Below are 25,887 nucleotides of genomic sequence, written 5' to 3' on the forward strand. Positions count from 1 at the left end.
CTGATCAATTGACCGGACGACGATGAACGACAAACCAGAAACTGCCGCCCGCCCCGACGCCGGCAGTGCGACCAAGGCTTCCGACACGTCGGAAGAGGGATCAAGTCCGAGTACCGTTACCTCTGGTGCTAACAGTACCTCTGGCGCTAGCAGTACCTCTGCTGTTGCCGGTGCTGGCAGCGCTGCCAGCGAGACGTTGCCTGCCGGTCCCTCCCTGTTCGACCGCGTTCTGGGCCTGTTTCGGCAACGCAACGGAACCAGCCTGCGTGAGGAAATTGCCGGCGCGCTTGCCGAGACGACGAGCGATGCCGGCGCCTTCTCGCCCGGCGAACGCGCCATGCTCAACAACATCCTGCGGCTGCGCGAAGTGCGCGTCGAGGACGTCATGGTACCGCGCGCCGACATTCAGGGGGTCGAAATCACGACGACGCTCGGCGATCTCCTGGGCACTTTCGAACAATCCGGCCATTCCCGCATGCCGGTCTATTCCGAGACGCTCGATGATCCGCGCGGCATGGTCCATATCCGTGACGTGCTGGCCCACATCACCAAGATCGCGCGCGTCAAGAAGGGCCGCACGACCAGGAAAACCCCCGCTGCCACGGTTCTCGATCTTGCCCAGGTCGACCTCGCACGCACCATTGGCGACCTCAATCTGATCCGCCCGGTGCTGTTCGTGCCGCCGTCGATGCTTGCCTCCGACCTGATGGGCCGCATGCAGACGACGCGCACGCAAATGGCGCTGGTCATCGATGAATATGGCGGCACCGACGGTCTTGCCTCGCTGGAAGACATCGTCGAGATGGTGGTCGGCGACATCGAGGACGAGCATGACGACGACGAGCCGATGATCACCCAGAGCGGCGACGGCGTGTTCATCGTCGACGGCAAGGCCGAGATCGACGACGTGGCCAAGATGATCGGCGGGGATTTCGCCGCCGGTGAACATGGCGAATATGTCGACACGATCGGCGGCATGATTTTCAACACGCTTGGCCGTGTTCCGGCCCGCGGCGAGGTGGTGCAGGCCATACCCGGCTTCGAATTCCACGTCCTCGATGCTGATCCGCGCCGCGTCAAGCGCGTGCGCATCGTGCAGAGCCAGAAGGGTGAGCGCCGCCGGCGCGCCACCGCGCGCACCGAACAGGCGTGAGCGTCACGCTCGCCCGATGACTGTCGACGACCCGTTCAAGCATCCAAGTCTGGGGTCTGGTGTCTTCTACAAGGACCCTCGTGCCGCGCTGGATTGGCTGGAAGCCGCCTTCGGCTTCGAGCGCAGCATGGTGGTCAGCGATGCCGAGGGAAAACTCATCCATGCAGAGATGCGGTTCGGCGACAGCTACATCATCGTCGATTCCGAATGGAGCGATTATGTCGCCAGCCCGGCTTCGGTCTCGGGCAGCAACACGCAGTCGATCTATATCAGGCTGAAGGACGGCCTGGATGCGCATTGCGAGCAGGCGCGGGCGACCGACGCCGGGATAATCCAGGAGCCGGCGGATCAGTTCTACGGTGAGCGCCAGTATCGTGCCCGCGACCCCGAGGGCCATGTCTGGACCTTCACGCAGACCATCCGTTCGGTTCCGCGCGAGGAGGCCGAGCGGCTGGGGAGCGTTCAAATCGAGGGTTGGCACTGGTAGGGCAGGGCCGGAGCTGTGCATCTCAGCCAGCCCATCCGCCGTTTGGAGCGCGGAGCGCAGCCTGTTAAATCTTGTGTCCTGATTCGCGACTCGGAAGTATGCATGGAGCGCCTCACCGGCCGGATAATTCTGCTTTGGGGTTGGCGGCGTGCGCTCGTGGCGTTTCTCGCAGGTGCCTTGGCGGTGCTTGGTCAGGCGCCTTACGATTTCTTCGCCGCCTGTTTCGTCTCGTTTCCGCTGCTGGTCTGGCTGCTCGACGGCGCCACCGGTGAAGCTTCCGGCAGTCTGTTCCGGCGTCTACGGCCGGCTTTTGCCGTCGGTTGGTGGTTCGGTTTCGGCTATTTCCTCGCCGGCCTCTGGTGGATCGGTTCGGCGCTGCTGGTCGAGGCCGACAGCTTTGCCTGGGCGCTCCCCTTCGCCGTGGTCGGCATTCCTTTCATGCTCGCCTTTTTCTACGGCTTTGCGGCAATCGTTGCCCGGCTGCTGTGGAGCAACGACATTGGCCGCATCGCCGCCCTTGCCTTCGGCTTCGGCCTGGCGGAATGGCTGCGCGATTTCCTGTTCACCGGTTTTCCCTGGAATGCCGTCGGCTACGCGGCCATGCCCGTGCCGCTGCTGATGCAGAGCGTCTCGGTGACGGGCATGATCGGCATGAACGCGCTCGCCGTGTTCGTCTTCGCACTGCCGGCACTGCTGGCGGCACGTCGGCACCTGCGCCTCGGCGCGGCACTGTTTGTCATGCTCGCCGCCGCCCATGTCGGCTTCGGCTATGTCAGGCTTGGCGCTCCCGAACCGCCAGCTTCACGCAGCCTGGATGTCCGCATCGTTCAGCCGGCCGTGGACCTGTCGGAAAAATGGGATGCCTCGGTGCGCGACCGCATCTTCGCGGTCCTGATGGGGCTCTCGGCCAAGGCGCCGGACCCAGGCCATCAAAAGCCGCAGCTGATCCTGTGGCCCGAAACCTCGGTGCCTTTCCTCTTCACCGAGCGTCCGGACGCATTGACGGCGCTGGGAGACATGCTCGGATCCGGCCAGATGCTGATTGCCGGCGTCGTTCGCGAGGAAGGCGGTTCGGCCGCGAATGCCGACAGCCGTTACTACAACTCCGTGGTGGCGATCGACGACAAGGGTGAAATCGCTGACGCCGTCGACAAGGTTCACCTGGTGCCGTTCGGCGAATACCTGCCTTTCGCCGATCTGCTCCAGCGTTTCGGCATCGAGCAACTGGTTGCCGGGCCGATGAGTTTCGCGGCCGGCAATGAGCGGCACGCCATCACGCTGCCCGATGGCATCCGTGCGCTGCCATTTATCTGTTATGAGGTGATCTTTCCCGATCTTGTGGCAGTTGACGCTGCGTCAGCGCAGCTTATTGTGAACGTTACCAACGATGCGTGGTTCGGCGACACGCCGGGTCCGTATCAGCATTTCAGGCAGGCCCAGATCCGCGCGGTGGAAAATGGATTGCCATTGGTACGTGCTGCCAACAACGGCATCTCGGCCGTCGTCGATCCGCGCGGGCGCATCGTCGATGCGCTTGCGATCGACGCACGCGGCGCCATCGATGCCCACATACCGATTTCCGGACAGGCGCTCATATCTCCCGGCCAACGGCGCATTAACGGAATGCTGATCATGTTGCTGTTTGCCGTTGGGGCAGCGCTGTTGAACGTAAGGCAAAGGCTACGGGTGAATTGACAGCCAACACATTAGAAACTCATACTGTAAGTGCCTGAAAATTTCTCGAAGCCGGTGGATCGTTCTGTTGGGGCAGTTGCCTCCGGCTTTGTTTGGGCAAGAAAAAATAGAGAAAGCCGAAAAAATTCGGCGAGGAAAAAATGACAGAAGACAACAAGAAGAAACCGAATCCGATCGACATCCATGTTGGCAGTCGCATCCGGCTTCGCCGCAACATGCTGGGAATGAGCCAGGAAAAGCTGGGAGAAAACCTCGGCATCACATTTCAACAGATTCAGAAATATGAAAAAGGCACCAACCGCGTCGGCGCCAGCCGATTGCAGGCGATAGCGTCCATACTCGGCGTGCCGGTCGCCTTCTTTTTCGAGGATGCGCCCGGCCAGGAGCCCGTGGCGGGCCGTGGATTTGCCGAGGACGCGTCGATGGCTTTCGCTGTCGAATTCTGCGGCAGCCCTGAAGGCCTTCAGCTCAACCGGGCCTTTGTCAAGATCGCTGATGCCAAGGTGCGCCGCAGGATTATAGACCTGGTCAAGTCCCTCTCCGCCGACGATCCCGACTGACCCTCAATCACGCCAGCACCGGCGGCGTCTTGCCGCTGGTGGCACAAGATAACTGCATCGACATTCATGCCAGAGCCGAAGCACCGCTTGACGAGCGGCGCTTCGCCCCGCTAACACGTGGCGCGCCAAAATCGGCAGCCTGCCGATCGTTTTTCAAGAGGGGACACCCGTGACGCGGCAGAACTACTTCTTTACCTCGGAATCCGTTGCCGAGGGCCATCCCGACAAAGTCTGTGACCGGATTTCCGACGAGATCGTCGATCTGGTGTATCGCGAAGCCAAGAAGACCGGCATGGACCCGTGGAAAGTCCGTGTCGCCTGCGAGACGCTGGCCACCACCAACCGTGTCGTCATCGCCGGCGAAGTGCGTGTTCCCGACACGCTGCTCAAGAGGGACAAGGCAGGCAATATTCTCAAGGATGCCGCCGGGCATTCGGTCGTCAATCCGGCCAAGTTCAAGTCGGTCGCCCGCAAGGCGATCCGCGAGATCGGCTACGAGCAGGCCGGCTTTCACTGGAAAACCGCGAAGATCGAGGTTCTGCTGCACGGCCAGTCGCCTGACATCGGCCAGGGCGTCGACAATGCCTCCGACCGTCAGGGCGAAGAGGGTGCCGGCGACCAGGGCATCATGTTCGGCTACGCCTGCCGCGAGACGCCGGATCTGATGCCGGCGCCGATCTACTACAGCCACAAGATCCTCGAATTGCTGGCAGCCGCCCGCCACGAGGGCAGCGGTGAAGCCGGCAGGCTCGGACCGGATGCCAAGAGCCAGGTCACCGTTCGCTATGTCGACGGCAAGGCCGCCGAGGCGACGCAGATCGTGCTGTCCACGCAGCATCTCGATGCGAGCTGGGATTCGAAGAAGGTCCGCAAGGTCGTCGAACCCTATATCCGGGAGGCGCTGGGCGAGCTGAAGATCGCCGACAACTGCATGTGGTACATCAATCCGACCGGCAAGTTCGTCATCGGCGGGCCGGACGGCGACGCCGGGCTGACCGGCCGCAAGATCATCGTCGACACCTATGGCGGTGCCGCACCCCATGGCGGCGGTGCCTTCTCCGGCAAGGACACCACCAAGGTGGATCGTTCGGCGGCCTATGCGGCGCGCTACCTGGCCAAGAACGTCGTGGCGGCGAAACTCGCCGACCGCTGCACCATCCAGCTTTCCTACGCCATCGGCGTTGCTCAGCCGCTGTCGGTCTATGTCGACTTGCACGGTACCGGCAAGGTCGACGAGGCAAAGCTCGAGGACGCGCTGCGCACGGTGATGGATCTGTCGCCGTCGGGCATCCGCCGTCACCTCGATCTCAACAAACCGATCTACGCCAAGACGTCGTCCTACGGCCATTTCGGCCGCAAGGCCGGCCGTGATGGGTCTTTCTCCTGGGAAAAGACCGATCTCGCCAAGGCGCTCAAGGACGCGGTCGCCGCCTGACAGCGGCGCCGCAAAGTCCCACCATGGATCCGAAGGACAGACCAAGCCGCGCGACCGAAGCCTTTTTCGGTCGCCGGCGCGGCAAAACCATGCGTCCGCAGCAGGCGGCCGCACTGGAAAGCGGCTTTGGCACATATCGGCTCGATCTGACGGCTGAACCGCCGGCTGATCTGCACGCTCTGTTTGAGACGGATGTCCGCGCGGTTCGCCTTGAGATTGGCTTCGGCGGTGGCGAGCATCTCCTGCATCGTGCGATCGAGGCGCCTTCGATCGGCTTTATCGGCGTCGAGCCCTTCGTCAACGGCATGGCCAAGATGATGATGGCGGTGCGCGAGAAACCACTCGCCAATCTGCGGGTCTATGACGACGACGCCACAAGGCTGCTCGACTGGCTGCCGCAAGCCTCGCTCGACGGCATCGATCTGCTCTATCCCGACCCCTGGCCGAAGAAGAAACACTGGAAGCGGCGCTTCGTCAGCCCGGTCAATCTCGAGCGGTTCGCGCGTGTGCTGAAGCCTGGTTCAAAATTCCGCTTCGCGTCCGACATCGACACCTATGTCAATTGGACCCTGCTGCATTGCCGCGCGCATGGCGCGTTCGCATGGCAGGCTTGCGAGGCGGCGGACTGGCACCTATCCTATGAAGGTTGGCCGGGCACCCGTTACGAGGCCAAGGCCATTCGTGAGGGCCGGCGGCCGGCCTATCTTACCTTCATTCGGAAATAAGCTCGCGGTCTTAGAGAAATTCCTGGAAAGTGTGAAACGGTTTTCCGTCCGGAATTGCGTCAAAGCTAGAAGCGGCGGCCGATGCGATCGAAGGCGGCAGGCTCGACGCCGAGATTGCGCAGGTCGTCGGCGCGCGGCCTGCGACCGGCTTCCACGGCCCGCGAAGCGGCCACGGCGCTGCCGAATACGGTGAAGAAGTCGCCTATTGCAGAAAATATCTTGCGATTGCTCATGATCATGTCCTTTCGCGCACGTGTGACGCGCGGTCACATTTGTGCAGCGCAACATAGGTAGGTGCGTTTCGGCGCCAATCCCATGGGTATCGCCGCATAGGCGCCATGCGTCCCATGCAACGCTGGCGCGGGCCGCCTCGATGGCGGCGCTGCCCGACCAGCACAGCGGGCTTGAAACACAGGCCGCGATCGTCTATATCAGCCTCAAATTCTTGGTCGGTATGACGAAGAGTGGGTCCACCCGGTCCCGCTCTTTTTTATTACCTGCCGATAACTTCGTAGAGAACGACAGGATTTCAATGACTGCAACGGCAAGCGAGGGCGACGATCGCATCATCCGCGAAAGCGGCATCGATGCGCGCATCGCACTGATCGTCCAGCCGGTTCTGCGCGGCATCGGCTTCCGCCTCGTGCGGGTGCATCTGTCGGGCCAGAACGGGCTGACGCTGCAGATCATGGCCGAACGCGAGGACGGCACCATGACCGTCGAGGATTGCGAAGAGGTCAGCCGCGCTGTGTCGCCGGCGCTCGACGTCGATGATCCGATCGAAAAGGCCTATCACCTCGAAGTCTCGTCGCCCGGCATCGACCGGCCACTGGTCCGTAAATCGGATTTCACGACCTGGACGGGTCATCTGGTGAAGATGGAAACATCGATGGTCGTCGCCGACCGCAAGCGCTTCAAGGGCAAGATCGCCGAAGCCGGCGAAGACGATGTGCTGATCGAGCGCGACAAGGCAGCCTATGGCGAGGAGCCGACGGTGCGTGTCCCCTACGATGCGATTGCCGACGTGCGCCTGATCCTGACCGACGATCTCATCCGCGATGCCCTGTCGAAGGACAACAGGGCGCGCAAGGAAGCCAAGAAGCGCCGCGGCGAACCGGACGACGACGAGTCGGGTGCGGAAGCGGACGCCACGGAAGACCACGAACAGGAACTATGATTGAGCTGCCGGGCGCAAAGGCCCGGCAAACAAGCTCCGGAGAAAAACGATGGTTGTAAGCGCCAACAGACTTGAATTGCTGCAGATCGCCGACGCGGTCGCGCGTGAAAAGTCGATCGACAAGTCGATCGTCATCGCCGCCATGGCCGATGCGATCCAGAAGGCGGCGCGCTCGCGTTACGGTCAGGAGACCAACATCCGCGCCGACATCAACCCGAACACCGGTGAGATGAAGCTGCAGCGGCTGATGGAAGTGGTCGAGAAGGTCGATGACTACGCCACGCAGATCGCCATTTCGTCGGCTCGCGAGCGCAATCCCGACGCCCAGCTCGGCGACTTCATCGCCGAACAGCTGCCGCCCATGGATTTCGGCCGCATCGCTGCCCAGTCGGCCAAGCAGGTCATCGTGCAGAAGGTCCGCGAGGCCGAACGCGACCGCCAGTATGACGAGTACAAGGACCGCATCGGCGAGATCGTCAACGGTACCGTCAAGCGCGTCGAATACGGCAACGTCATCGTCGATCTCGGCCGCGGCGAAGCGATCATCCGTCGCGATGAGCTGATCCCGCGCGAGAACTACAAATATGGCGACCGCGTCCGCGCCTATGTCTACGATGTGCGCCGCGAGCAGCGCGGCCCGCAGATATTCCTGTCGCGTACCCACCCGCAGTTCATGGCCAAGCTGTTCACCATGGAAGTGCCGGAAATCTATGACGGCATCATCGAGATAAAATCGGTCGCCCGCGACCCAGGTTCGCGCGCCAAGATCGCCGTCATCTCGCGCGACAGCTCGATCGATCCGGTCGGCGCCTGCGTCGGCATGCGCGGCAGCCGCGTCCAGGCCGTCGTCGGCGAATTGCAGGGCGAGAAGATCGACATCATTCCGTGGTCGCCTTCGGCGGCGTCCTTCATCGTCAACGCGCTGCAGCCGGCGGAAGTCGCCAAAGTCGTGCTCGACGAGGATGCCGAACGCATCGAAGTCGTGGTTCCCGACGACCAGCTGTCGCTGGCCATCGGCCGCCGCGGCCAGAACGTGCGTCTGGCTTCGCAGCTGACCGGTTGGGATATCGACATCCTCACCGAGGCCGAAGAATCCGAGCGTCGCCAGAAGGAATTCGTAGAGCGTTCGTCGCTGTTCATGGAAGCCCTCGACGTCGACGAGATGGTCGGCCAGGTGCTGGCCTCCGAAGGCTTCACCAGCGTCGAGGAAGTCGCGTATGTCGATTCCGGCGAGATCGCCTCGATCGACGGTTTCGACGAGGACACCGCTTCGGAAATCCAGACCCGCGCCCGCGAATATCTGGAGAAGATCGAGGCCGAGCACGATGACAAGCGCAAGGCGCTCGGTGTTTCGGACGAGTTGCGCGAAATTCCCGGCGTCACCACCGCCATGATGGTGACGCTTGGCGAGGACGGCGTGAAGACGATCGAGGATTTCGCCGGCTATGCCGCCGACGACCTGACCGGCTGGAAGGAACGCAAGGACGGCGAGACAAAGGTCTATCCGGGCGTGCTGGCCAATCATGGCGTGACCCGCGCAGACGCCGAACAGATGGTTCTGGCCGCCCGCCTCAAGGCCGGCTGGATCACCGAAGACGAGCTTGCAGCCGAAGAAGTCTCGGCTGACGAAGCCGTTGGTGCGTGAGGTGAAACCGCATCGCACCGAACCCGCCCCTGGACGAGATGAACGATCGCACCTGCATCGTTACGCGCAAACAAGCCGAACCGGATGATCTGATCCGGTTCGTCGTCGGCCCGGATTCGGCCGTCGTTCCCGACATCAAGAGAAATCTGCCCGGCCGCGGTTGCTGGGTGAGCGCCGACCGCCTACATATCGACAAGGCTGCGGCGAAGAACCTCTTTGCCCGCGCCTTCAAGGCACAGGTGGTCGTGCCGCCCGATCTTGGCGGCATGATCGACGGGCTGCTTTCCAGGCACGCTCTGGGCATGCTTGGTCTTGCCCGTAAGGCAGGCGCAATTTCGCTTGGTGCTACCAAGGTCGAAAGTGCTGTTCGCGGCGGATTGGCGCTTTTCGTGCTCCACGCGACCGAGGCGTCCGATGACGGCGTGCGCAAGATCAGCCAGGCGCGACGGGCGACAGTCCATCTCGGCGGGCCCGCCATCCTTGCCTACAAACTTTTCTCCGAGGCCGAGTTGAGCTTGGCATTGGGGGGTACAAATGTGATACATGCTGCCGTTCTCGCGGGAGACGCGGGCAGGGCGGTCCAGAAGCGCATGGTTGCGCTCGACCGGTATCGGGGCGGTTCCCCGGACGATCTGGCAATGCTTGCGGCTGTTGCTGACGAAGATGATGCCGCAGAGGATATGGAATGAGCGATACGAAATCGGGTGACGACAATACGCTGAGTGTGACGCCGAAGAAGACCTTGACGCTGAAGCGCCCCGGTATGGAACAGGGCACTGTGCGCCAGAACTTCTCGCACGGCCGCACCAAGCAGGTCGTCGTCGAAACCAAGAAGCGCAAGTTCTCGATGCCCGGCGACAAGCCGGAGCCTGTTGCCGCCCCGGTCTTCACACCGAAGCCGGCGGTCGTGGCCGCACCCGTCGTCGTGCCGGAAGCACCGAAGGCGCCACCACCGCCACCGGCCCCGGTCGAACGCAGCGGCATGGTGCTGAACGAGCTGTCGCGCAGTGAAATGGAAGCACGCCGCAGGGCGCTCGAGGGCTCGAAGGTTCGCGAGGTCGAGGACCGCCAGCGCGCCGCCGAGGATGCCAAGCGTCGCGCCGAGGACGAAGAGCGCCGCAAGCGCGAACGCGATGAATCCGCACGCCGCCAGGCCGAGGAAGAGGCGCGGTTGCAGACCGAGGCCGAATCCCGCCGTCGGGCTGAGGAAGAGGCCCGTCGACGCGCGCCATTGGCTGCCGAACTGGCAACGGTCGATGACGAGGAAGTGGCCAAGCCGAAGCGTGTTGGTGCCGGCGCACCGGTGCGCCGTCCGGTCACGCCCGAAGTGGCGCGTCCGGCCAAGCCGACCAAGGCCGAGGAAGACCGCCGCCGCGGCAAGCTGACGCTGAATTCAGCATTGTCCGACGAAGACGCGCGAGCCCGTTCGCTGTCGTCGATGCGTCGCCGCCAGGAAAAATTCAAGCGCGCGATGCACAATGAGCCGCGCGAGAAAGTCATGCGCGAAGTGATCCTGCCAGAGACCATTACCATCCAGGAACTGGCGCAACGCATGTCCGAGCGCGCGGTCGATCTGGTCAAGTTCTTCATGAAGCAGGGCCAGATCCTGAAGCCGGGCGACGTCATCGATGCCGACACGGCCGAGCTGGTTGCTACCGAATTCGGCCACACGGTCCGCCGCGTCGCCGAGTCCGACATCGAGGAAGGCCTGTTCAACATCGCCGACAATGCCGAGGACCTGGTTTCGCGTCCGCCGGTCGTGACGATCATGGGTCACGTCGATCATGGCAAGACCTCGCTGCTCGACGCGATCCGCAACGCCAATGTCGTCTCCGGCGAAGCCGGCGGCATCACCCAGCATATCGGCGCCTACCAGGTCGAGAAGAACGGTCACAAGATCACCTTCATCGACACGCCCGGCCACGCCGCCTTCACGGCGATGCGTGCTCGTGGCGCCCAGGCGACCGACATTGCCATCCTGGTGGTTGCCGCCGACGACAGCGTCATGCCGCAGACGATCGAATCGATCAGCCATGCCAAGGCGGCCGGCGTTCCGATCATCGTGGCGATCAACAAGATCGACAAGCATGATGCCGATCCGCAGAAAGTGCGCTCCGAACTGCTGCGCCACGAGGTTTTCGTCGAATCCATGGGCGGTGAAGTTCTGGACGTCGAAGTGTCGGCGACCAAGGGCACCAATCTCGACAAGCTGCTCGAGGCGATCCTGCTGCAGGCCGAAATTCTCGACCTGAAGGCCAATCCGGATCGTACCGCCGAAGGCGTTGTCATTGAAGCCCAGCTCGACAAGGGCCGTGGCCCCGTCGCCACCGTGCTGGTGCAGACCGGCACGCTGATGCCGGGCGACATCCTCGTTGCCGGCAACGAATGGGGCCGGGTGCGTGCGCTGGTCAACGATCGTGGTGTGCAGATCAAGGAAGCGCCGCCGGCGATGCCGGTGGAAGTGCTTGGCTTGCAGGGCACACCGCAGGCCGGCGACCGCTTCGCCGTGGTCAACAACGAGGCCCGTGCCCGCGAGATCACCGAATACCGCCAGCGGCTGGCGCGCGAGAAGGCGGTTGCCAAGCATGCCGGCCAGCGCGGTTCGCTCGAGCAGATGATGTCGCAATTGCAGACAAGCGGGCTGAAGGAATTTCCGCTGGTCATCAAGGGCGACGTGCAGGGCTCGATCGAGGCGATCAACGCCGCACTCGACAAACTCGGCACCGACGAAGTGCGTGCGCGCATCGTCCATGCCGGCGCCGGCGCCATCACCGAAAGCGACGTGTCGCTGGCGGAGACTTCGGGTGCCGCGATCATCGGCTTCAACGTCCGCGCCAACGTCCAGGCGCGTGCCGCCGCAGCGGCGGCTGGCATCGAGATCCGCTACTACTCGATCATCTACAACCTCGTGGATGACGTGAAGGCGGCTCTGTCGGGCCTGCTGTCGCCGGAGCGTCGCGAGACCTTCATCGGCAACGCGCAGATCCTCGAGATCTTCGACATCACCAAGGTCGGCAAGATCGCCGGCTGCCGTGTCACCGAAGGCAAGGTCGAGCGTGGCGCGGGTGTGCGCCTGATCCGTGACAACGTCGTCATCCACGAAGGGACGCTGAAGACCCTGAAGCGCTTCAAGGACGAAGTTTCGGAAGTCCCCGGCGGCCAGGAGTGCGGCATGGCCTTCCAGAACTACGAAGACATGCGCGTCGGCGACGTCATCGAGTGCTTCCGCGTCGAGATGGTGACCCGGACACTCTGAGTTCGAGTGACTTGTCCATACCGGGCGGTGGCCGAAAGGCCGCCGCCCGAGGTCTATTGAGAACGACCCATATGAGACATGCGGCACGGTCCCATCCCGCGCCTCACGCTTCAGGATAGAGAAAAATGCCCCGTCCAACCACATCCAGCCCATCCCAGCGCATGCTGCGCGTCGCCGAACAGGTGCGCCATGCGCTGTCCGAAACCCTGCAGCGCGGCGAGATCATCGATCCGCTGATCGAGAACACCGTGGTGTCGGTCTCGGAAGTGCGCATGTCGCCCGATTTGAAGGTCGCTACCGCTTTCGTTTCGCCACTCGGCGCCAAGGATACCGATGCGGTGGTCGAGGCGCTGAACAAGCATGCGAAATTCATCCGTGGCCGTGTCTCCGGCGCGCTGCGGCAGATGAAATTCATGCCGGAGTTTCGCTTCAAGCTCGACACCTCCTTCGACAATTTCGCCAAGATAAACGACCTCTTGAAATCGCCGGAAGTGGCGCGCGATCTGGATCCTGAGGACCAGCAAAACGCGCACCAGGACAAAGACGACAACAAGGACACCGAATAGTGGCGCGCCGCGGCAAGAAGAAGGGCCGGCCGATCTCGGGCTGGCTGATCCTGGACAAGCCGGTCGGCATGGGCTCGACCGAAGCCGTCTCCAAGATCAAATGGCTGTTCCAGGCCGAAAAGGCCGGCCATGCCGGCACGCTCGACCCGCTGGCGTCCGGCATGCTGCCGATCGCGCTTGGCGAGGCCACCAAGACCGTTCCCTACGTGCAGGACGGCGCCAAGATCTATCGCTTCACCGTCGCATGGGGGCAGGAGCGCTCCACCGATGACCTCGAAGGTCCGGTGACGAAGGAGTCCGATCTGCGTCCGTCGGAAGCCGAGGTGCTCGCCCTGCTGCCGAAATACACCGGCGTCATCATGCAGACGCCGCCGCAATTCTCGGCCATCAAGATCGCCGGCGAGCGCGCCTATGATCTGGCCCGCGACGGTGCGACGGTCGACATACCCGCGCGAGAGATCGAGATCGGCCGTCTGGACGTTGTCGAGCATGGCGCCGACCACACTGTTTTCGAGGTCGAATGCGGCAAGGGCACCTATGTGCGCTCGCTGGCCCGCGACATGGGCCGCGACATGGGCTGTTTCGGCCATATCAGCGAATTGCGCCGGGTCGAGGTCGAACCGTTCACCTCGGAGGACTTCGTTACCATCGCCGAGTTGGAAGCTGCCCGTTTCGGCGTGGTGGAGGGAAACGCGGACGCGATTGATATCGCCGACGCTACGGTAGCCGCCGACACGGCAGAGGCTGCCGACAAGGTGGAAGTGCCAATCGACTTCGATGCCATCGATGCGCTCCTGGTCGACACATCGGCTGCCCTCGATTGCCTGCCGCAGATCGCCATCAGCGACGATGCGGCGACCAAGATCCGCCTTGGCAACCCAGTCATCATCCGCGGCCGCGATGCACCGGTGGAAGCCGAGGAAGCCTGCGCCACGGCGCGCGGCAAGCTGGTCGCCATCGGTGCCATCGAGCAAGGCATGTTCAAGCCCAAGCGGGTCTTTGCCGGGTGACGGCTCTCGTCTAACTTCAGTTCGACTCTACGCTCGAGGGGCACATGGCAAAGGCCGAAGCGGTGAACAAACGGGCGCCGGTGAAAACGCGCCGGCCGCCGGTCGGTGCGTCGCCTGGCACGCTGATCGCCGACCCCTCGGCGCGTCGCAGCGAACTCAGGCTGACGCTGATCTCGCCCGAAAAATTCAAGACCATCGAAAATGCCAGCATCGACGACCTCAACACCCATTGCGACAAATGGCCGGTCCTCTGGCTCGACTGCACCGGCCTCGCCAACATCCCGCTGATCGAGGAAATCGGCCGCATTTTCAGCCTGCATCCGCTGGCGCTGGAGGACGTCGTCAACACCGGCCAGCGGCCGAAGGTCGACTTCTTCGAGGACCATGCCTTCGTCGTCGTCAGGATGATCGACGACGTCACCTCGCATCGCTATGAGCAGATCGCCGTCTTCTTCGGCAGCAACTTCGTCGTCACCTTCCAGGAGCGGGAAGGCGATCCGTTCGATCCGGTGCGCAAGCGCATCGAAAGTTCGGCGCCCAACCGGCTGCGCGCCCGCGGTGCCGATTACCTCGCCTATGCGCTGATCGATGCCATCGTCGATAGCTACTTTCCGCCGATCGAGGCCGCCGGCGATACGGTCGACAGCATCGAGGACGAGATGCTGCATTCGCCGCACAAGCATCAGATGCGGCAACTGCATGAATTGCGGCGCGACGCCAACGTGCTGAAAGGCGTGCTTTGGCCGATGCGCGATGCGCTGGCGACGCTGATCCGCAACGATGTGCCCTATGTGAAGGCCGAGACCAAGATCTTCCTCAACGACACGCTCGACCATGCGCTGCGGCTGATCGAACTGGTCGAAACCCAGCGCGACATGCTGACCGGCCTGATCGAAATGCACCTGTCGCTGAGCCAGGCGCGCACCAACGACGTCATCAGCTATCTCACCATCGTATCGGTCATCTTCATGCCGCTCACCTTCCTGGTCGGCATCTGGGGCATGAATTTCGACCCGGAGTCTTCGCCCTGGAACATGCCGGAACTGAAGGCCTATTATGGCTATCCCTTGTCGCTGCTGTTCATGGCGCTTGTCGCGTTCGGGCTGATCGCCTTCTTCAAATGGAAGAAATGGCTTTGACAAGGATAAACCTGCCATTTTGGGCCTGAAAAGCCGGCTGGTGAATTGGGCTGGTGTTTTCCGGGGAATTGCACTATATGCGCCGCAGCATAGCGCTGTGACGCTTTGCTTGCACCGGCCCCTGCTGGACGACATCCCGGCTGAGGGCGACCCGTTTCCTCAAACAGATAAGGAAAAACACGATGTCGATTACTGCCGAGCGCAAACAGGAATTGATGGGTGAATTCGCAACCGCCAAGGGCGATACCGGGTCTCCGGAAGTCCAGGTGGCCATCCTTTCCGAGCGCATCAAGAACCTGACCGACCATTTCAAGGACCACAAGAAGGATAACCATTCCCGCCGTGGTCTGCTTGCTCTCGTCTCCCAGCGCCGCAGCCTGCTTGATTATCTCAAGCGCAAGGACGACGCGCGCTACCAGACGCTGATCGAGAAGCTCGGTCTGCGTCGTTGACGAATTGACCGGCGGGCTTTCGAAGGAGAGCCCGCCGGTCGCGCATTCTGCCAGTCGTATCGACTGGCCAGACCCGGTTTCGATCGTGCAGAGGGCACTCGAAACCGCCCATGGACGGTCATGGGGCAGGATTGCAGGACGCTCGCGCGCGCAGTGCGCCGAAATCACCCGAGCTTCCCGTTGTCTTGCCCGTGGCTGCCCGAGAAAGGAAGCCAGGGAAAGGGCATCCGCGCACCGTGAAACGGCGCGGCCCTTTCCTCATATTAAGGACAAGACATGTTCAATCACCACAAAGTGGAAATCGAATGGGGCGGCCGTCCGCTCATCCTCGAAACCGGCAAGATCGCACGCCAGGCTGACGGCGCGGTGCTCGCCACCTACGGCGAGACCAAGGTTCTCGCCACCGTCGTTTCGATGAAGGAGCCGAAGCCCGGCCTCGATTTCTTCCCGCTGACCGTCAACTACCAGGAAAAGACCTACGCCGCCGGCAAGATCCCGGGTGGCTATTTCAAGCGTGAAGGCCGTCCGAGCGAGAAGGAAACGCTGGTTTCCCGCCTCATCGACCGCCCGATCCGCCCGCTCTTCGCCTCCGGCTACAAGAACGACACGCAGATCGTCGTCACCGTCGTCCAGCATGACCTCGAGAACGATCCCGACATCCTGTCGATCGTGGCCACCTCGGCTGCCCTGACGCTCTCGGGCGTGCCCTTCATGGGCCCGATCGGCGGCGCCCGCGTAGGCTATATCAACGGCGAATACGTGCTCAACCCGCATGTCGACGAGATGCAGGAATCGAAGCTCGACCTGATCGTCGCCGGCACCACCGACGCCGTGCTGATGGTTGAGTCCGAGGCCAAGGAATTGGGCGAAGAGCTGATGCTCGGCGCCGTCATGTTCGGCCACAAGGGCTTCCAGCCGGTCATCGACGCCATCATCAAGCTGGCCGAAGTCGCCGCCAAGGAGCCGCGCGACTTCACCGCGCCGGATTATTCCGCCCTTGAAGCCGAGATGCTGAAGATCGTCGGTGACGAACTCAGCAATGCCTACAAGAACGTCGACAAGCAGAAGCGTTACGCCGCCGTCGATGCCGTCAAGGCGAAGGTCAAGGCAGCGTTTGCCCCGGCCGAAGGCGAAGATGCCAAGTACACCTCCGAGCAGATCGGTTCGGTATTCAAGGAACTCCAGGCCAAGGTCGTGCGCTGGAACATCCTCGACACCGGTTCGCGCATCGATGGCCGTGACCTGAAGACAGTCCGCAAGATCGTCTCTGAAGTCGGCGTCCTGCCACGCACCCACGGTTCGGCGCTGTTCACCCGCGGCGAGACCCAGGCGCTGGTCGTTGCCACGCTCGGCACCGGCGAGGACGAGCAGTATGTCGATTCGCTGACCGGCATGTACAAGGAGAAGTTCCTTCTTCACTACAACTTCCCTCCCTACTCCGTCGGAGAGACCGGCCGCATGGGTTCGCCGGGCCGCCGCGAAATCGGCCATGGCAAGCTCGCCTGGCGCGCCATTCGCCCGATGCTGCCGAGTGCCGACCAGTTCCCCTACACTCTGCGCGTCGTCTCGGAGATCACCGAGTCCAACGGTTCGTCGTCGATGGCCACCGTCTGCGGCACCTCGCTGGCGCTGATGGATGCCGGCGTGCCGCTGGCAAAGCCGGTCGCCGGTATCGCCATGGGCCTGATCAAGGAAGGCGAGCGTTTCGCCGTTCTGTCCGACATCCTTGGTGATGAGGATCACCTCGGCGACATGGACTTCAAGGTCGCCGGCACCGCGAACGGCATCACCTCGCTGCAGATGGATATCAAGATCGAAGGCATCACCGAGGAGATCATGAAGATCGCGCTGGACCAGGCCAAGGATGGCCGCCAGCACATCCTCGGCGAAATGGCGCATGCTCTGACCGGCGCGCGTTCGGAACTGGGTGAGTTCGCACCGCGCATCGAAGTGATGCACATCCCGACCGACAAGATCCGTGACGTGATCGGCTCGGGCGGCAAGGTGATCCGCGAGATCGTCGAAAAGACCGGCGCCAAGATCAACATCGAGGACGACGGCACGGTCAAGATCGCTTCGTCCAACGCCAAGGAGATCGAGGCGGCGAAGAAGTGGATCCACACCATCGTCGCTGAGCCGGAAGTCGGCGAGATCTACGAAGGCACGGTCGTCAAGACCGCCGACTTCGGCGCTTTCGTCAACTTCTTCGGTCCGCGTGACGGCCTCGTCCACATCTCGCAGCTTGCCAACGACCGGGTCGCCAAGACCTCGGACGTGGTCAAGGAAGGCGACAAGGTCTGGGTCAAGCTGATGGGCTTCGACGAGCGCGGCAAGGTCCGCCTGTCGATGAAGGTCGTCGACCAGGCCACCGGCAAGGAACTCGCCCGCGACAAGAAGACCGAAGGCGAAGAAAACGCCGCCTGAACGTCTTGAGTTCATGAATTGAAGCGGGCGCGGCTTATGTCGCGCCCGTTTTCATTTCAGCCCCGGTTTTCACTCTCAAATCGCCCAGACAAGTCGAGATCGAACAATGTCCGCCGAGCCGTTGAAGACGCTTTTCCATCCCTTCGAGGCCGAGGCTGTTGCTTTGCCGGGAAAGGGCGAGCGCGTGCTGTTTCTCGGCGCTGAGCCGGGTTTTCGCCTGCCTGAAGGCTTCGAGGCGACGCTTCACCTCGTGCAGGGCTTTCGGCCGCATTTTAGCGCGCTGCAGGCGTCTGGCTGCGTCGTCACCGCGCAAGTGGAAGGCGATGGCTTCGATATGGCACTTGTGCTGGCCGGGCGACATCGGGGTCTGAACGAAGTGCGCCTCGCGCAGGCGCTTGAGCGTGTGGCGCCGGGCGGCTTGGTCGTCGTTGGCGGCGGCAAGGATGATGGCATTGCCAGCCTGCGCAAGCGCGTCGGCGAACTTGTGCCGCTGGAGGGCCATCTGCCAAAATATCACGGCATCGCCTTCTGGTTACGCCGTCCCGCGGACCTCGCCGCCGCGGAAGAACTGCGCGCCGCCAATCCCGCTCTGCTGGTTGAAAACCGGTTCCCCACCGGGCCCGGCATGTTTTCCTTCGACCGGATCGATACCGGCTCCAAATTGCTGGTCGAGAACCTGCCCAATGATCTGCGTGGCAACATTGCCGATTTCTGCGCCGGCTGGGGGTATCTGGCTGCCGAGATCGCCGTCCGCTCACCGGGCATTTCGGCGCTCGACCTCTATGAGGCCGATTTCGCCTCGCTCGAAGCCGCGAAGCTCAATCTGGCAGGGGTCACCCAGTCGATCGCCAGAAACTTCTTCTGGATCGATCTGCTGAAGGAACCTGTCGAGAAGCGCTACGACGCGATTGCCATGAACCCGCCCTTTCACCGTAGTCGGGCGGCCGAGCCGGAGATCGGCGCCGGCATGATCCGCGCGGCGGCCAAGGCCTTGAAGCCGGGTGGGCGGCTGTTCATGGTCGCCAACCGCCAGCTTCCCTATGAGCCGATCCTGGCGGCCGCCTTTTCGAGCCATGCCGAACTCGCCCGCGATGGCATGTTCAAGGTGCTTGTCGCTCGTCGTTGATACAATGCACCGCGTTCAATGCAGATTGGCGACGCGTCGGACCTCATCGGTGACATGCACGTCGCCGACCCTGATCTTGAGGGGGGCCGGCCTGCCGTAAAGATAGCCTTGCACCACCTCGCAGCCGGCCGCCCTGAGCAGCGTCGCCTGGCTTTCGGTCTCGACACCTTCGGCAATGATGCTGACGCCGAGCGCGCGCGACAGCCCGACGATGGTCGAGACGACCGCACCCGAGCTGGAATCGGTGTCGAGGCGGCTGACGAAGGACCGGTCGATCTTCAGCTTGCCGAACGAGAAATCGATCAGGTAGCTCAAATTGGAATAGCCGGTACCGAAATCGTCGACGGCGACCGAGATGCCCATATCCGCAAGCTCCTTCAGGATGGCGGCGGCGCGGTCGCGGTCCTGCATCATCGCCGTCTCGGTCACTTCCAGCTCCAGCCGCGACGGCTTGATGCCGGTGCTCGTCATGGCGTCGCGCACGATGCCGACGAAGTCCTTGGTCATGAACTGCACGGGCGAGATGTTGACGGCGACGAAGCAATCGTCGGGCAGATGCCGGGCGTCGCTGCAGGCTTTGCGCAGCACCCATTCGCCGATCGGGCCGATCATGCCGGTTTCCTCGGCGATCGGAATGAACTCCATCGGCGGGATCATCCCGCGTTCCGGATGCCGCCAGCGGATAAGCGCTTCATACCCGACGATGCGGCCGGTCGGGAGATCGAGCTGCGGCTGGTAATGAAGGTCGAAGTCACCACGCTCGAAGGCTATGTGCAGTTCGGATTCGATCCATTGGCGATGGTCGGCGACCCTGCCCATTTCGGCATGGAAGACCGACCAGTTGCCGACGCCGCTGGCGCGCGCGTTCTGCAGCGCCAGATTGGAGCGGCGCAGGATGAGGACCGGATCGACGCCGTCCTTTGGCATCGCCACGATGCCGACCGACAGGCTGACCGATTGCAGGTGCGTACCGAGATCATAGGGCTCCATCATCTCGTCGATGAGTCTCTCTATGGTGCTTTCCAAGGACCCTGAGACTTGATTGTCGGGCAGCAGGATCGCGAATTCACCGGCGCCGATGCGTCCGATCAGCGCGCGCGGTGGCACGCACGTCTTCAAGCGCTTGGTGAAGGCGCGGATCAACTCGTCGCCCTGGCTGTAGCCGATGGCGTCATTGATCTGCTTGAAGCGGTCGATGTCGATATCGATGAGGAACATCGGCTCGCCGGTCCGGCTGGTCGCGCATGCCGCCTCGGCAATCTTGCCGACCATCGCCGGGCGTGCCACCAGGCCGGTCAGCTTGTCGAAATGGGTTTCCGTGAAGACGAAATCCGCCGATTCATCGACGCCGGCGAAGAAGGACATCGCGGCGACCGACGCCGCCAGTGCGCAAAGAGCGGCCATCACCGGGACCATCAAGTCCGCGGAGATGCCGGCAAAACCATCGCCGAGACCGAGCTTCAGGCCCCAGAGCCCGAGGACGAAACTGCCGAGACCCGAACTCGCTATGGTGAGCAGTCGGAACACCGGTGTTCGCTTCGGGTTGCTGACGGCGAGCATTGAAAGTTCCCCTGAGTACGGGGCTTTCTAGCGGATATCTCCTTAAAATGAGTTTCCGCGAATGAATCCAATTTTATTGGACCGAAAGTATTTCTTGAGCGGATCAATGCGCCTGGCGCTGAAACGATTCAGTTGGCGCGCTTTAAGCTTCGTGTCTTCAAATGTCCGCCATTTCAAAACCGTCGCGCACCTTTGGCCGGAAGGCGTTAGTCTCGTCCGCCGTCGGTCTGCTTCAATTCGTCGAGCGTCGGCATGGAAACGATATGATAGCCGGAATCGACATAGTGGATTTCGCCGGTAACCCCGGAAGACAGATCCGACAACAGATAAAGCGCCGAGCCGCCGACCTCGTCGATGGTCACCGTGCGGCGCAGCGGCGAGTTTCGCTGCTGGTAGGAAAACATGTGGCGCGCATCGGAAATGCCGGCGCCGGCAAGCGTGCGCACCGGTCCAGCCGATATGCCGTTCACCCTGATGGCGCGCGGACCGTAGTCGTTCGCAAGATACCGGACACTCGCCTCAAGCCCTGCCTTGGCGACGCCCATGACATTGTAGTTCGGCATGACGCGGACCGACCCCGCATAGGTCAGCGTGATCATCGATCCGCCGTCCTTCATCAAGGTGGCCGCATGGCGGGCGACCTCGGTGAAGGAGTAGCAGGAGATCACCATGGTGCGGACGAAATTGTCCCGGCTGGTGTCGGCGTAGAGGCCTTTCAGCTCGTTCTTGTCGGAAAAGCCAATGGCGTGGACGACGAAATCCAGCCCGCCCCATTCCTTGCCCAGAGTCTCGAACGTGGCCGCGACAGAATCGCTGTCCTCGACGTCGCACGGCACGACCAGCGAGGCGCCGAGCTTGTCGGCCAGCGGCCTGACCCGGCGTCCGAAGGCATCACCCTGATAGGTGAAGGCGAGTTCCGCCCCATGTTCGGATAATTTCCGGGCGATGCCCCAGGCGATCGAATGATCGTTGGCGACACCCATGACAAGCCCGCGCTTGCCCTTCATCAATCCGTCCATGGCCGGCAAATCCTTATGCGGAATAGCGCTGGAAAACGAGCGTGGCGTTGGTGCCGCCGAAGCCGAACGAATTGGACAAGACAGTGTCGATCCTGGCGTCGTCGATGCGCTTTCGCACGATCGGCATGCCCTCGAATTCGGGGTCGAGGGTCTCGATATGTGCGCTTTCGCCGATGAAGCCGCCCTGCATCATCAGGATCGAATAGATGGATTCCTGCACGCCAGCCGCGCCCAGCGAATGGCCGGTCAGCGACTTCGTCGAGGTGATATACGGCATCTCTGAGCCGAACACCTCGCGGATCGCGCCCATTTCCTTGGAATCTCCCACCGGCGTCGAGGTACCATGGGTGTTGATGTAGTCGACCGGTGTGGAAACCGTGGCCAGCGCCTGGCGCATGCAGCGGACCGCGCCCTCGCCTGAAGGGGCAACCATGTCGTGACCATCCGACGTCGCGCCATAGCCAACGATCTCGGCATAGATTTTCGCGCCGCGCGCTTTGGCATGCTCAAGCTCTTCCAGCACCAGCACCCCGGCGCCCCCGGCGATGACGAAGCCGTCCCGATTGGCGTCATAGGCGCGGGAAGCGGTCGATGCCTTGTCGTTGAATTTCGACGACATCGCGCCCATGGCGTCGAACAGGTCCGACATCGTCCAGTCGAGATCCTCGTGGCCGCCGGCAAAGATGATGTCCTGCTTGCCCCACTGGATCAATTCATAGCCATTGCCGATGCAATGCGCCGAGGTCGAACAGGCCGACGAGATCGAGTAGTTGACGCCGTGGATCTTGAACCAGGTGGCAAGCGTCGCCGATGCAGTCGACGACATTGCCTTCGGCACCGCGAACGGACCGATGCGCTTGGGACTGCCGTTCTTCAGCGTCGTTTCGGCAGCTTCGACGATGGTGCGGGTGGATGGCCCGCCCGATCCCATGACGATGCCGGTGCGCTCATTGGTGATGTCGCTCTCGCCGAGGCCCGCATCCGCGATCGCCTGATCCATGGCGACATGGTTCCAGGCAGCCCCCTGGCTCAGGAAGCGCATCGCACGGCGGTCGATCATGGCCGATGGATCGAGCGTCGGCGCTCCCCAGACCTGGCAGCGGAAGCCGTGTTCGGCGAAGGAATCGGAGAAGCTGATGCCGGATCTGGCGTCATGCAGAGAGGTCTGCACCTCGTTGGCATTGTTGCCGATCGACGACACAATGCCGATGCCTGTGACTACGACACGTCTCATTCGCAACTCCTTCCAGGGGTGCTGGCCAGAGAGCTGGCCAGGGATGCCGGTCAGCCAACCGCCGACTGCTTGGACAGACCGACTTTCAAATCCGTTGCCGCGTATATGGGTTCGCCATCCGCCTTCAGCCAGCCATCGGCGATGCCGAGCACCAGCCGGCCCCGCATCACGCGCTTGAAGTCGATGCCATATTCGACCTTCTTCACCGAGGGCGTGACCATGCCCTTGAATTTCACTTCACCGGTCGACAGCGCCATCCCCTTGCCGGGTTCGCCCAGCCAGCCAAGATAGAAGCCCGTCAATTGCCACATGGCGTCGAGGCCGAGGCACCCCGGCATGATCGGATTGCCGATGAAATGGCAGGCAAAGAACCACAGGTCCGGCTTGATGTCGAACTCCGCGCGGATGAAACCCTTCTCGAAGGCGCCGCCCGTCTCGCTGATCTCGGTGATGCGGTCGAACATCAGCATCGGCGGATAGGGAAGCTGGGCGTTGCCCGGTCCGAACAGTTCGCCGCGGGCGCAGGCCAGCAATTCGTCGTACTCGTAGCTGGATTTACCCGCCATCAATCTCATCCCCATATCGTTCCGGGCTATCGGGTGCCCTTGTCGTTGGTTTCCTAACACAATCTGTTTCAGGCCGGAAACCGGCGTTTGCGCTTAACCTGCTCGTCTGCCTGGGTCAATGCGCGCTATTGATCGCATTCGGACGACAGAATATATGTCCTGAGAGGTCCGGTTTCGGCAGACGTTCATTTTTTTGCCATTCTGGGCGTGTCTTGGGGCGGAACTGTGGGGTTCGACGAGAAGATGGACCTGGACGGCCGGAAGGAAAATGTCGCTGTGGACAAGCGGGTCCGTGAAGCTGGCCTGAGGCCGACGCGTCAGCGCATTGCGCTGGCCGATCTGCTTTTCGCCAAGGGCGACCGGCATCTGTCGGCCGAGGAACTGCACGAGGAGGCGGTTGCCGCCGGCGTGCCGGTGTCGCTGGCCACCGTCTACAATGCCCTTCACCAGTTCACCCAGGCGGGACTTTTGCGCATCCTCGCCGTCGAGGGCGCGAAAACCTATTTCGACACCAACACCTCCGACCACCACCATTTCTACATCGAAGGCGAAAACCGCATATTCGACATCGACAGTGGTCCGGTGACGGTCGCCAACCTGCCGGAGCCGCCGGAAGGGATGGAGATCGCCAATGTCGATATCGTGGTGAGGCTGCGCCCCAAACGCCGAGAATGACCGGCGAGGCCCCCTTACCGTGCCCGTGCTGTTGCTGCTCGGCGGGCACATGTGGGGCAATGCGGCCGCGATGGCGGTTGCGCTGATCTGGATCGCGCACATCGCCATCGACCGTGCGCTGGCCCATGGCCTGAAGCTGCCAACCGGCTTTCAGGACACCCATCTCGGCCGTATCGGGCGCTAGGCTGACCTGAATTTCAACACACCCAAACCGGGCCGTGAGGGATCGGGGTTAAGATTCTGGGTCAAGAATCAGTCCTTGACCCGTTCGCCGGGATAGGCGCCCCAGACGATCGACTGGGCAAGCCAGCCTGTGTGGCCATCGAATGTCATTTCGCACCACTGGCCGTCGCAGGATTTGATCGTGCCCATGACGCCCGGCTCGACCATCGCGACCACCCTTGCGTCCTTGTTGGGGCTGTTGAGAAGGTTGATCTGGGCACCCTTGCCGCGCTGCCACGGGGCAACGATTGCAGTGCGCCGGCCGGAAAGCAGCGACTGGTTGATCCAGCCTTCCGAACCATCGGCATCGCGCACGCGGCGCCATGTGTCGAATTCCTGGATGATCTCCATCGGCAGGCCGGCCTTCATATACATCCAGTCGACCGAGTAGTTGGCCCCGGGACCGACGCGCGAGTTGACACGGCCGGATTTCAGGCTGACGAAGCGCGGCAGCGGCAGGCCACTCGGACCAAGCGTGACGACGCCCTGGGCAGGTGCAGCGGCACTCTGCGCCACGGCAAGCGGAGAATAAAGCAGAGCGCCGAGAAATGCTGCGCTGAGGGTCAGGCGAAGCGACGCGAAACCAGACACTTTCATTCCTTTCGGCGCTTGCCCATCGGCCTCGGCGCCCCTTTTTCTTTGTCTTCGGCGGCACCGCTTGTTACAGGGAGTAATCGGCACCGCGACCGGCTTTCAGTTTCGCCGGTCTTGGTTAAAGAGGTCTCAACGAGGGAAACAATGGCAGGCAAAAAGAAGCCTCTCGTGGTCATCACGCGAAAGCTGCCCGACCCGGTCGAGACCCGCATGCGCGAGTTGTTCGACGCCAGGCTGAATGTCGAGGACAGGCCGATGACGCAGCCGGAACTGGTCGCGGCGGTCAAGGAGGCCGACGTGCTGGTGCCGACGGTAACCGACCATATCGACGCCGCACTGATCGCCCAGGCCGGCGACAACCTCAAACTGATCGCGAATTTTGGCAATGGCGTCGACAAGATCGATGTCGCGGCCGCGGCCAAGAGGGGCATCACCGTCACCAACACGCCGAATGTCCTGACCGAGGACACCGCCGACATGACCATGGCGCTGATGCTGGCGGTGCCGCGGCGGCTGGCGGAAGGCGCTAATGTGCTCACCGGTGACAAGAAATGGGCCGGCTGGTCTCCGACCTGGATGCTGGGCCGGCGCATCTGGGGCAAGCGGCTCGGCATTGTCGGCATGGGGCGAATCGGCACCGCCGTCGCCAGACGGGCCAAGGCCTTCGGCCTGTCGATCCACTATCACAACCGCCACCGCGTGCTGCCGGCCGTGGAGGACGGGCTGGAGGCGACGTATTGGGAAAGCCTCGACCAGATGCTGGCCCGCATGGATATCATCTCGGTCAACTGTCCCTCGACGCCGGCAACCTTCCATCTGCTTTCAGCGCGGCGGCTGGCGCTGCTGCAGCCCACCGCATATGTCGTCAACACCGCGCGCGGCGACATCATCGACGAGGAAGCGCTGGTCAAGCTGATTCAGGACGGCAAGATCGCCGGGGCCGGCCTCGACGTCTACGAGCATGAGCCGGCTTTGAACAGCAAGCTGCTGAAGCTCGCCGCCAAGAACAAGGTCGTGCTTTTGCCGCATATGGGCTCGGCGACGCTCGAGGGCCGCATCGATATGGGCGAGAAGGTCATCATCAATATCCGTGCCTTCGTCGACGGCCACCGCCCGCCGGATCGGGTGCTGCCGCTCAGGACCTGACGCTGTCGCGGCCCACAAACC

Annotated in this window: 24 protein-coding genes and 2 pseudogenes; 20 read left to right on the top strand and 6 right to left on the bottom strand. The window is 62.6% G+C overall.

What is annotated here, in order from left to right:
- Nucleotides 1–22 precede the first annotated feature (22 nt).
- From AC0L24_RS12865 to trmB, 6 genes are all read left to right on the top strand, one after another.
- Nucleotides 23–1,153 (top strand): hemolysin family protein, encoded by a 1,131-nt coding sequence (locus AC0L24_RS12865; RefSeq protein WP_127321192.1) that lies wholly within the window; start codon nt 23–25, stop codon nt 1,151–1,153.
- A gap of 16 nt (nt 1,154–1,169) precedes the next feature.
- Nucleotides 1,170–1,640 carry a VOC family protein gene (locus tag AC0L24_RS12870; protein ID WP_292701104.1) on the top strand — a complete coding sequence of 157 codons (471 nt, stop codon included), beginning with the start codon at nt 1,170–1,172 and terminating at the stop codon, nt 1,638–1,640.
- A 102-nt stretch (nt 1,641–1,742) separates the two neighbouring features.
- Nucleotides 1,743–3,335 (top strand): apolipoprotein N-acyltransferase, encoded by a 1,593-nt coding sequence (gene lnt, locus AC0L24_RS12875; protein ID WP_127327720.1) that lies wholly within the window; start codon nt 1,743–1,745, stop codon nt 3,333–3,335.
- A gap of 140 nt (nt 3,336–3,475) precedes the next feature.
- Nucleotides 3,476–3,895 (top strand): helix-turn-helix domain-containing protein, encoded by a 420-nt coding sequence (locus AC0L24_RS12880; protein ID WP_013527901.1) that lies wholly within the window; start codon nt 3,476–3,478, stop codon nt 3,893–3,895.
- A gap of 169 nt (nt 3,896–4,064) precedes the next feature.
- Nucleotides 4,065–5,330, top strand: a complete 1,266-nt coding sequence (metK, locus tag AC0L24_RS12885) for a methionine adenosyltransferase (RefSeq protein ID WP_127266944.1) — start codon at nt 4,065–4,067, stop codon at nt 5,328–5,330.
- Between the two features lie 23 nt (nt 5,331–5,353).
- A complete protein-coding gene (gene trmB, locus AC0L24_RS12890) occupies nt 5,354–6,055 on the top strand; it encodes a tRNA (guanine(46)-N(7))-methyltransferase TrmB (protein ID WP_127399232.1) in 702 nt (233 codons plus the stop codon).
- Between the two features lie 65 nt (nt 6,056–6,120).
- Here the strand turns inward: trmB and AC0L24_RS12895 are convergent, their stop codons facing one another.
- The gene (locus AC0L24_RS12895; RefSeq protein WP_013527898.1) at nt 6,121–6,288 is read right to left on the bottom strand and encodes a hypothetical protein; all 168 of its coding nucleotides are present in this window, start codon (nt 6,286–6,288) and stop codon (nt 6,121–6,123) included.
- A gap of 299 nt (nt 6,289–6,587) precedes the next feature.
- On the opposite strand from AC0L24_RS12895, the gene rimP reads away from it, so the two are divergent.
- The 11 genes and pseudogenes from rimP to AC0L24_RS12950 all read left to right on the top strand — a co-directional run bounded on the left by rimP (nt 6,588) and on the right by AC0L24_RS12950 (nt 18,850).
- Nucleotides 6,588–7,232, top strand: coding sequence for a ribosome maturation factor RimP (gene rimP / locus AC0L24_RS12900; protein ID WP_127270712.1), 645 nt, complete (start codon nt 6,588–6,590; stop codon nt 7,230–7,232).
- A gap of 49 nt (nt 7,233–7,281) precedes the next feature.
- On the top strand, nt 7,282–8,877 hold the full coding sequence (gene nusA / locus AC0L24_RS12905) for a transcription termination factor NusA (protein ID WP_013527896.1): 1,596 nt from the start codon (nt 7,282–7,284) through the stop codon (nt 8,875–8,877).
- A 38-nt stretch (nt 8,878–8,915) separates the two neighbouring features.
- Nucleotides 8,916–9,566 carry an RNA-binding protein gene (locus AC0L24_RS12910; protein WP_023811407.1) on the top strand — a complete coding sequence of 217 codons (651 nt, stop codon included), beginning with the start codon at nt 8,916–8,918 and terminating at the stop codon, nt 9,564–9,566.
- Complete coding sequence (gene infB, locus AC0L24_RS12915; protein ID WP_127294040.1) at nt 9,563–12,133, top strand: translation initiation factor IF-2; 2,571 nt, start codon at nt 9,563–9,565, stop codon at nt 12,131–12,133. Before AC0L24_RS12910 ends, infB begins: the two co-directional genes overlap by 4 nt.
- A 125-nt stretch (nt 12,134–12,258) precedes the next feature.
- Entirely contained in the window at nt 12,259–12,699 is a 441-nt protein-coding gene (gene rbfA, locus AC0L24_RS12920; RefSeq protein ID WP_127807964.1) for a 30S ribosome-binding factor RbfA, read from the top strand.
- A pseudogene (truB, locus tag AC0L24_RS12925) lies at nt 12,699–13,368 on the top strand (tRNA pseudouridine(55) synthase TruB); the annotation flags it as partial. The gene rbfA and the pseudogene truB (AC0L24_RS12925), both read left to right, overlap by 1 nt.
- A 101-nt stretch (nt 13,369–13,469) precedes the next feature.
- Nucleotides 13,470–13,709, top strand: a pseudogene (gene truB / locus AC0L24_RS12930) (tRNA pseudouridine(55) synthase TruB); the annotation flags it as partial.
- A 44-nt stretch (nt 13,710–13,753) separates the two neighbouring features.
- Nucleotides 13,754–14,848, top strand: a complete 1,095-nt coding sequence (corA, locus tag AC0L24_RS12935) for a magnesium/cobalt transporter CorA (RefSeq protein WP_127270701.1) — start codon at nt 13,754–13,756, stop codon at nt 14,846–14,848.
- Between the two features lie 140 nt (nt 14,849–14,988).
- Nucleotides 14,989–15,300, top strand: a complete 312-nt coding sequence (rpsO, locus tag AC0L24_RS12940; RefSeq protein ID WP_269470859.1) for a 30S ribosomal protein S15 — start codon at nt 14,989–14,991, stop codon at nt 15,298–15,300.
- 276 nt (nt 15,301–15,576) lie between these two features.
- The gene (pnp, locus tag AC0L24_RS12945; RefSeq protein ID WP_127318977.1) at nt 15,577–17,724 is read left to right on the top strand and encodes a polyribonucleotide nucleotidyltransferase; all 2,148 of its coding nucleotides are present in this window, start codon (nt 15,577–15,579) and stop codon (nt 17,722–17,724) included.
- A 106-nt stretch (nt 17,725–17,830) separates the two neighbouring features.
- Nucleotides 17,831–18,850: a class I SAM-dependent methyltransferase gene (locus AC0L24_RS12950; RefSeq protein WP_127398864.1), complete on the top strand. Its 1,020-nt coding sequence runs from the start codon at nt 17,831–17,833 to the stop codon at nt 18,848–18,850.
- A gap of 15 nt (nt 18,851–18,865) precedes the next feature.
- Here AC0L24_RS12950 and AC0L24_RS12955 read toward each other — a convergent pair whose 3' ends face one another.
- From AC0L24_RS12955 to fabA, 4 genes are all read right to left on the bottom strand, one after another.
- Nucleotides 18,866–20,410 carry a putative bifunctional diguanylate cyclase/phosphodiesterase gene (locus AC0L24_RS12955; protein WP_127807962.1) on the bottom strand — a complete coding sequence of 515 codons (1,545 nt, stop codon included), beginning with the start codon at nt 20,408–20,410 and terminating at the stop codon, nt 18,866–18,868.
- Between the two features lie 206 nt (nt 20,411–20,616).
- Nucleotides 20,617–21,429: an enoyl-ACP reductase FabI gene (gene fabI, locus AC0L24_RS12960; protein WP_127398611.1), complete on the bottom strand. Its 813-nt coding sequence runs from the start codon at nt 21,427–21,429 to the stop codon at nt 20,617–20,619.
- A 13-nt stretch (nt 21,430–21,442) separates the two neighbouring features.
- Nucleotides 21,443–22,663 carry a beta-ketoacyl-ACP synthase I gene (fabB, locus tag AC0L24_RS12965; protein WP_127318969.1) on the bottom strand — a complete coding sequence of 407 codons (1,221 nt, stop codon included), beginning with the start codon at nt 22,661–22,663 and terminating at the stop codon, nt 21,443–21,445.
- Nucleotides 22,664–22,713: 50 nt separating this feature from the next.
- Nucleotides 22,714–23,229 (bottom strand): 3-hydroxyacyl-[acyl-carrier-protein] dehydratase FabA, encoded by a 516-nt coding sequence (fabA, locus tag AC0L24_RS12970; protein WP_013527885.1) that lies wholly within the window; start codon nt 23,227–23,229, stop codon nt 22,714–22,716.
- A 243-nt stretch (nt 23,230–23,472) separates the two neighbouring features.
- Here fabA and irrA point away from each other — a divergent pair, with 243 nt between their 5' ends.
- Both irrA and AC0L24_RS12980 read left to right on the top strand, forming a co-directional pair.
- Complete coding sequence (gene irrA / locus AC0L24_RS12975; protein WP_024503471.1) at nt 23,473–23,904, top strand: iron response transcriptional regulator IrrA; 432 nt, start codon at nt 23,473–23,475, stop codon at nt 23,902–23,904.
- A gap of 19 nt (nt 23,905–23,923) precedes the next feature.
- The gene (locus AC0L24_RS12980) at nt 23,924–24,088 is read left to right on the top strand and encodes a DUF4260 family protein (protein ID WP_473563778.1); all 165 of its coding nucleotides are present in this window, start codon (nt 23,924–23,926) and stop codon (nt 24,086–24,088) included.
- Nucleotides 24,089–24,156: 68 nt separating this feature from the next.
- Here the strand turns inward: AC0L24_RS12980 and AC0L24_RS12985 are convergent, their stop codons facing one another.
- On the bottom strand, nt 24,157–24,717 hold the full coding sequence (locus AC0L24_RS12985) for an SH3 domain-containing protein (protein WP_127267923.1): 561 nt from the start codon (nt 24,715–24,717) through the stop codon (nt 24,157–24,159).
- Nucleotides 24,718–24,864: 147 nt separating this feature from the next.
- Here AC0L24_RS12985 and AC0L24_RS12990 point away from each other — a divergent pair, with 147 nt between their 5' ends.
- On the top strand, nt 24,865–25,866 hold the full coding sequence (locus AC0L24_RS12990; protein ID WP_127396805.1) for a 2-hydroxyacid dehydrogenase: 1,002 nt from the start codon (nt 24,865–24,867) through the stop codon (nt 25,864–25,866).
- The last annotated feature ends 21 nt before the right edge of the window (nt 25,867–25,887 follow it).

The organism is Mesorhizobium sp. WSM4809, from assembly GCF_055811655.1.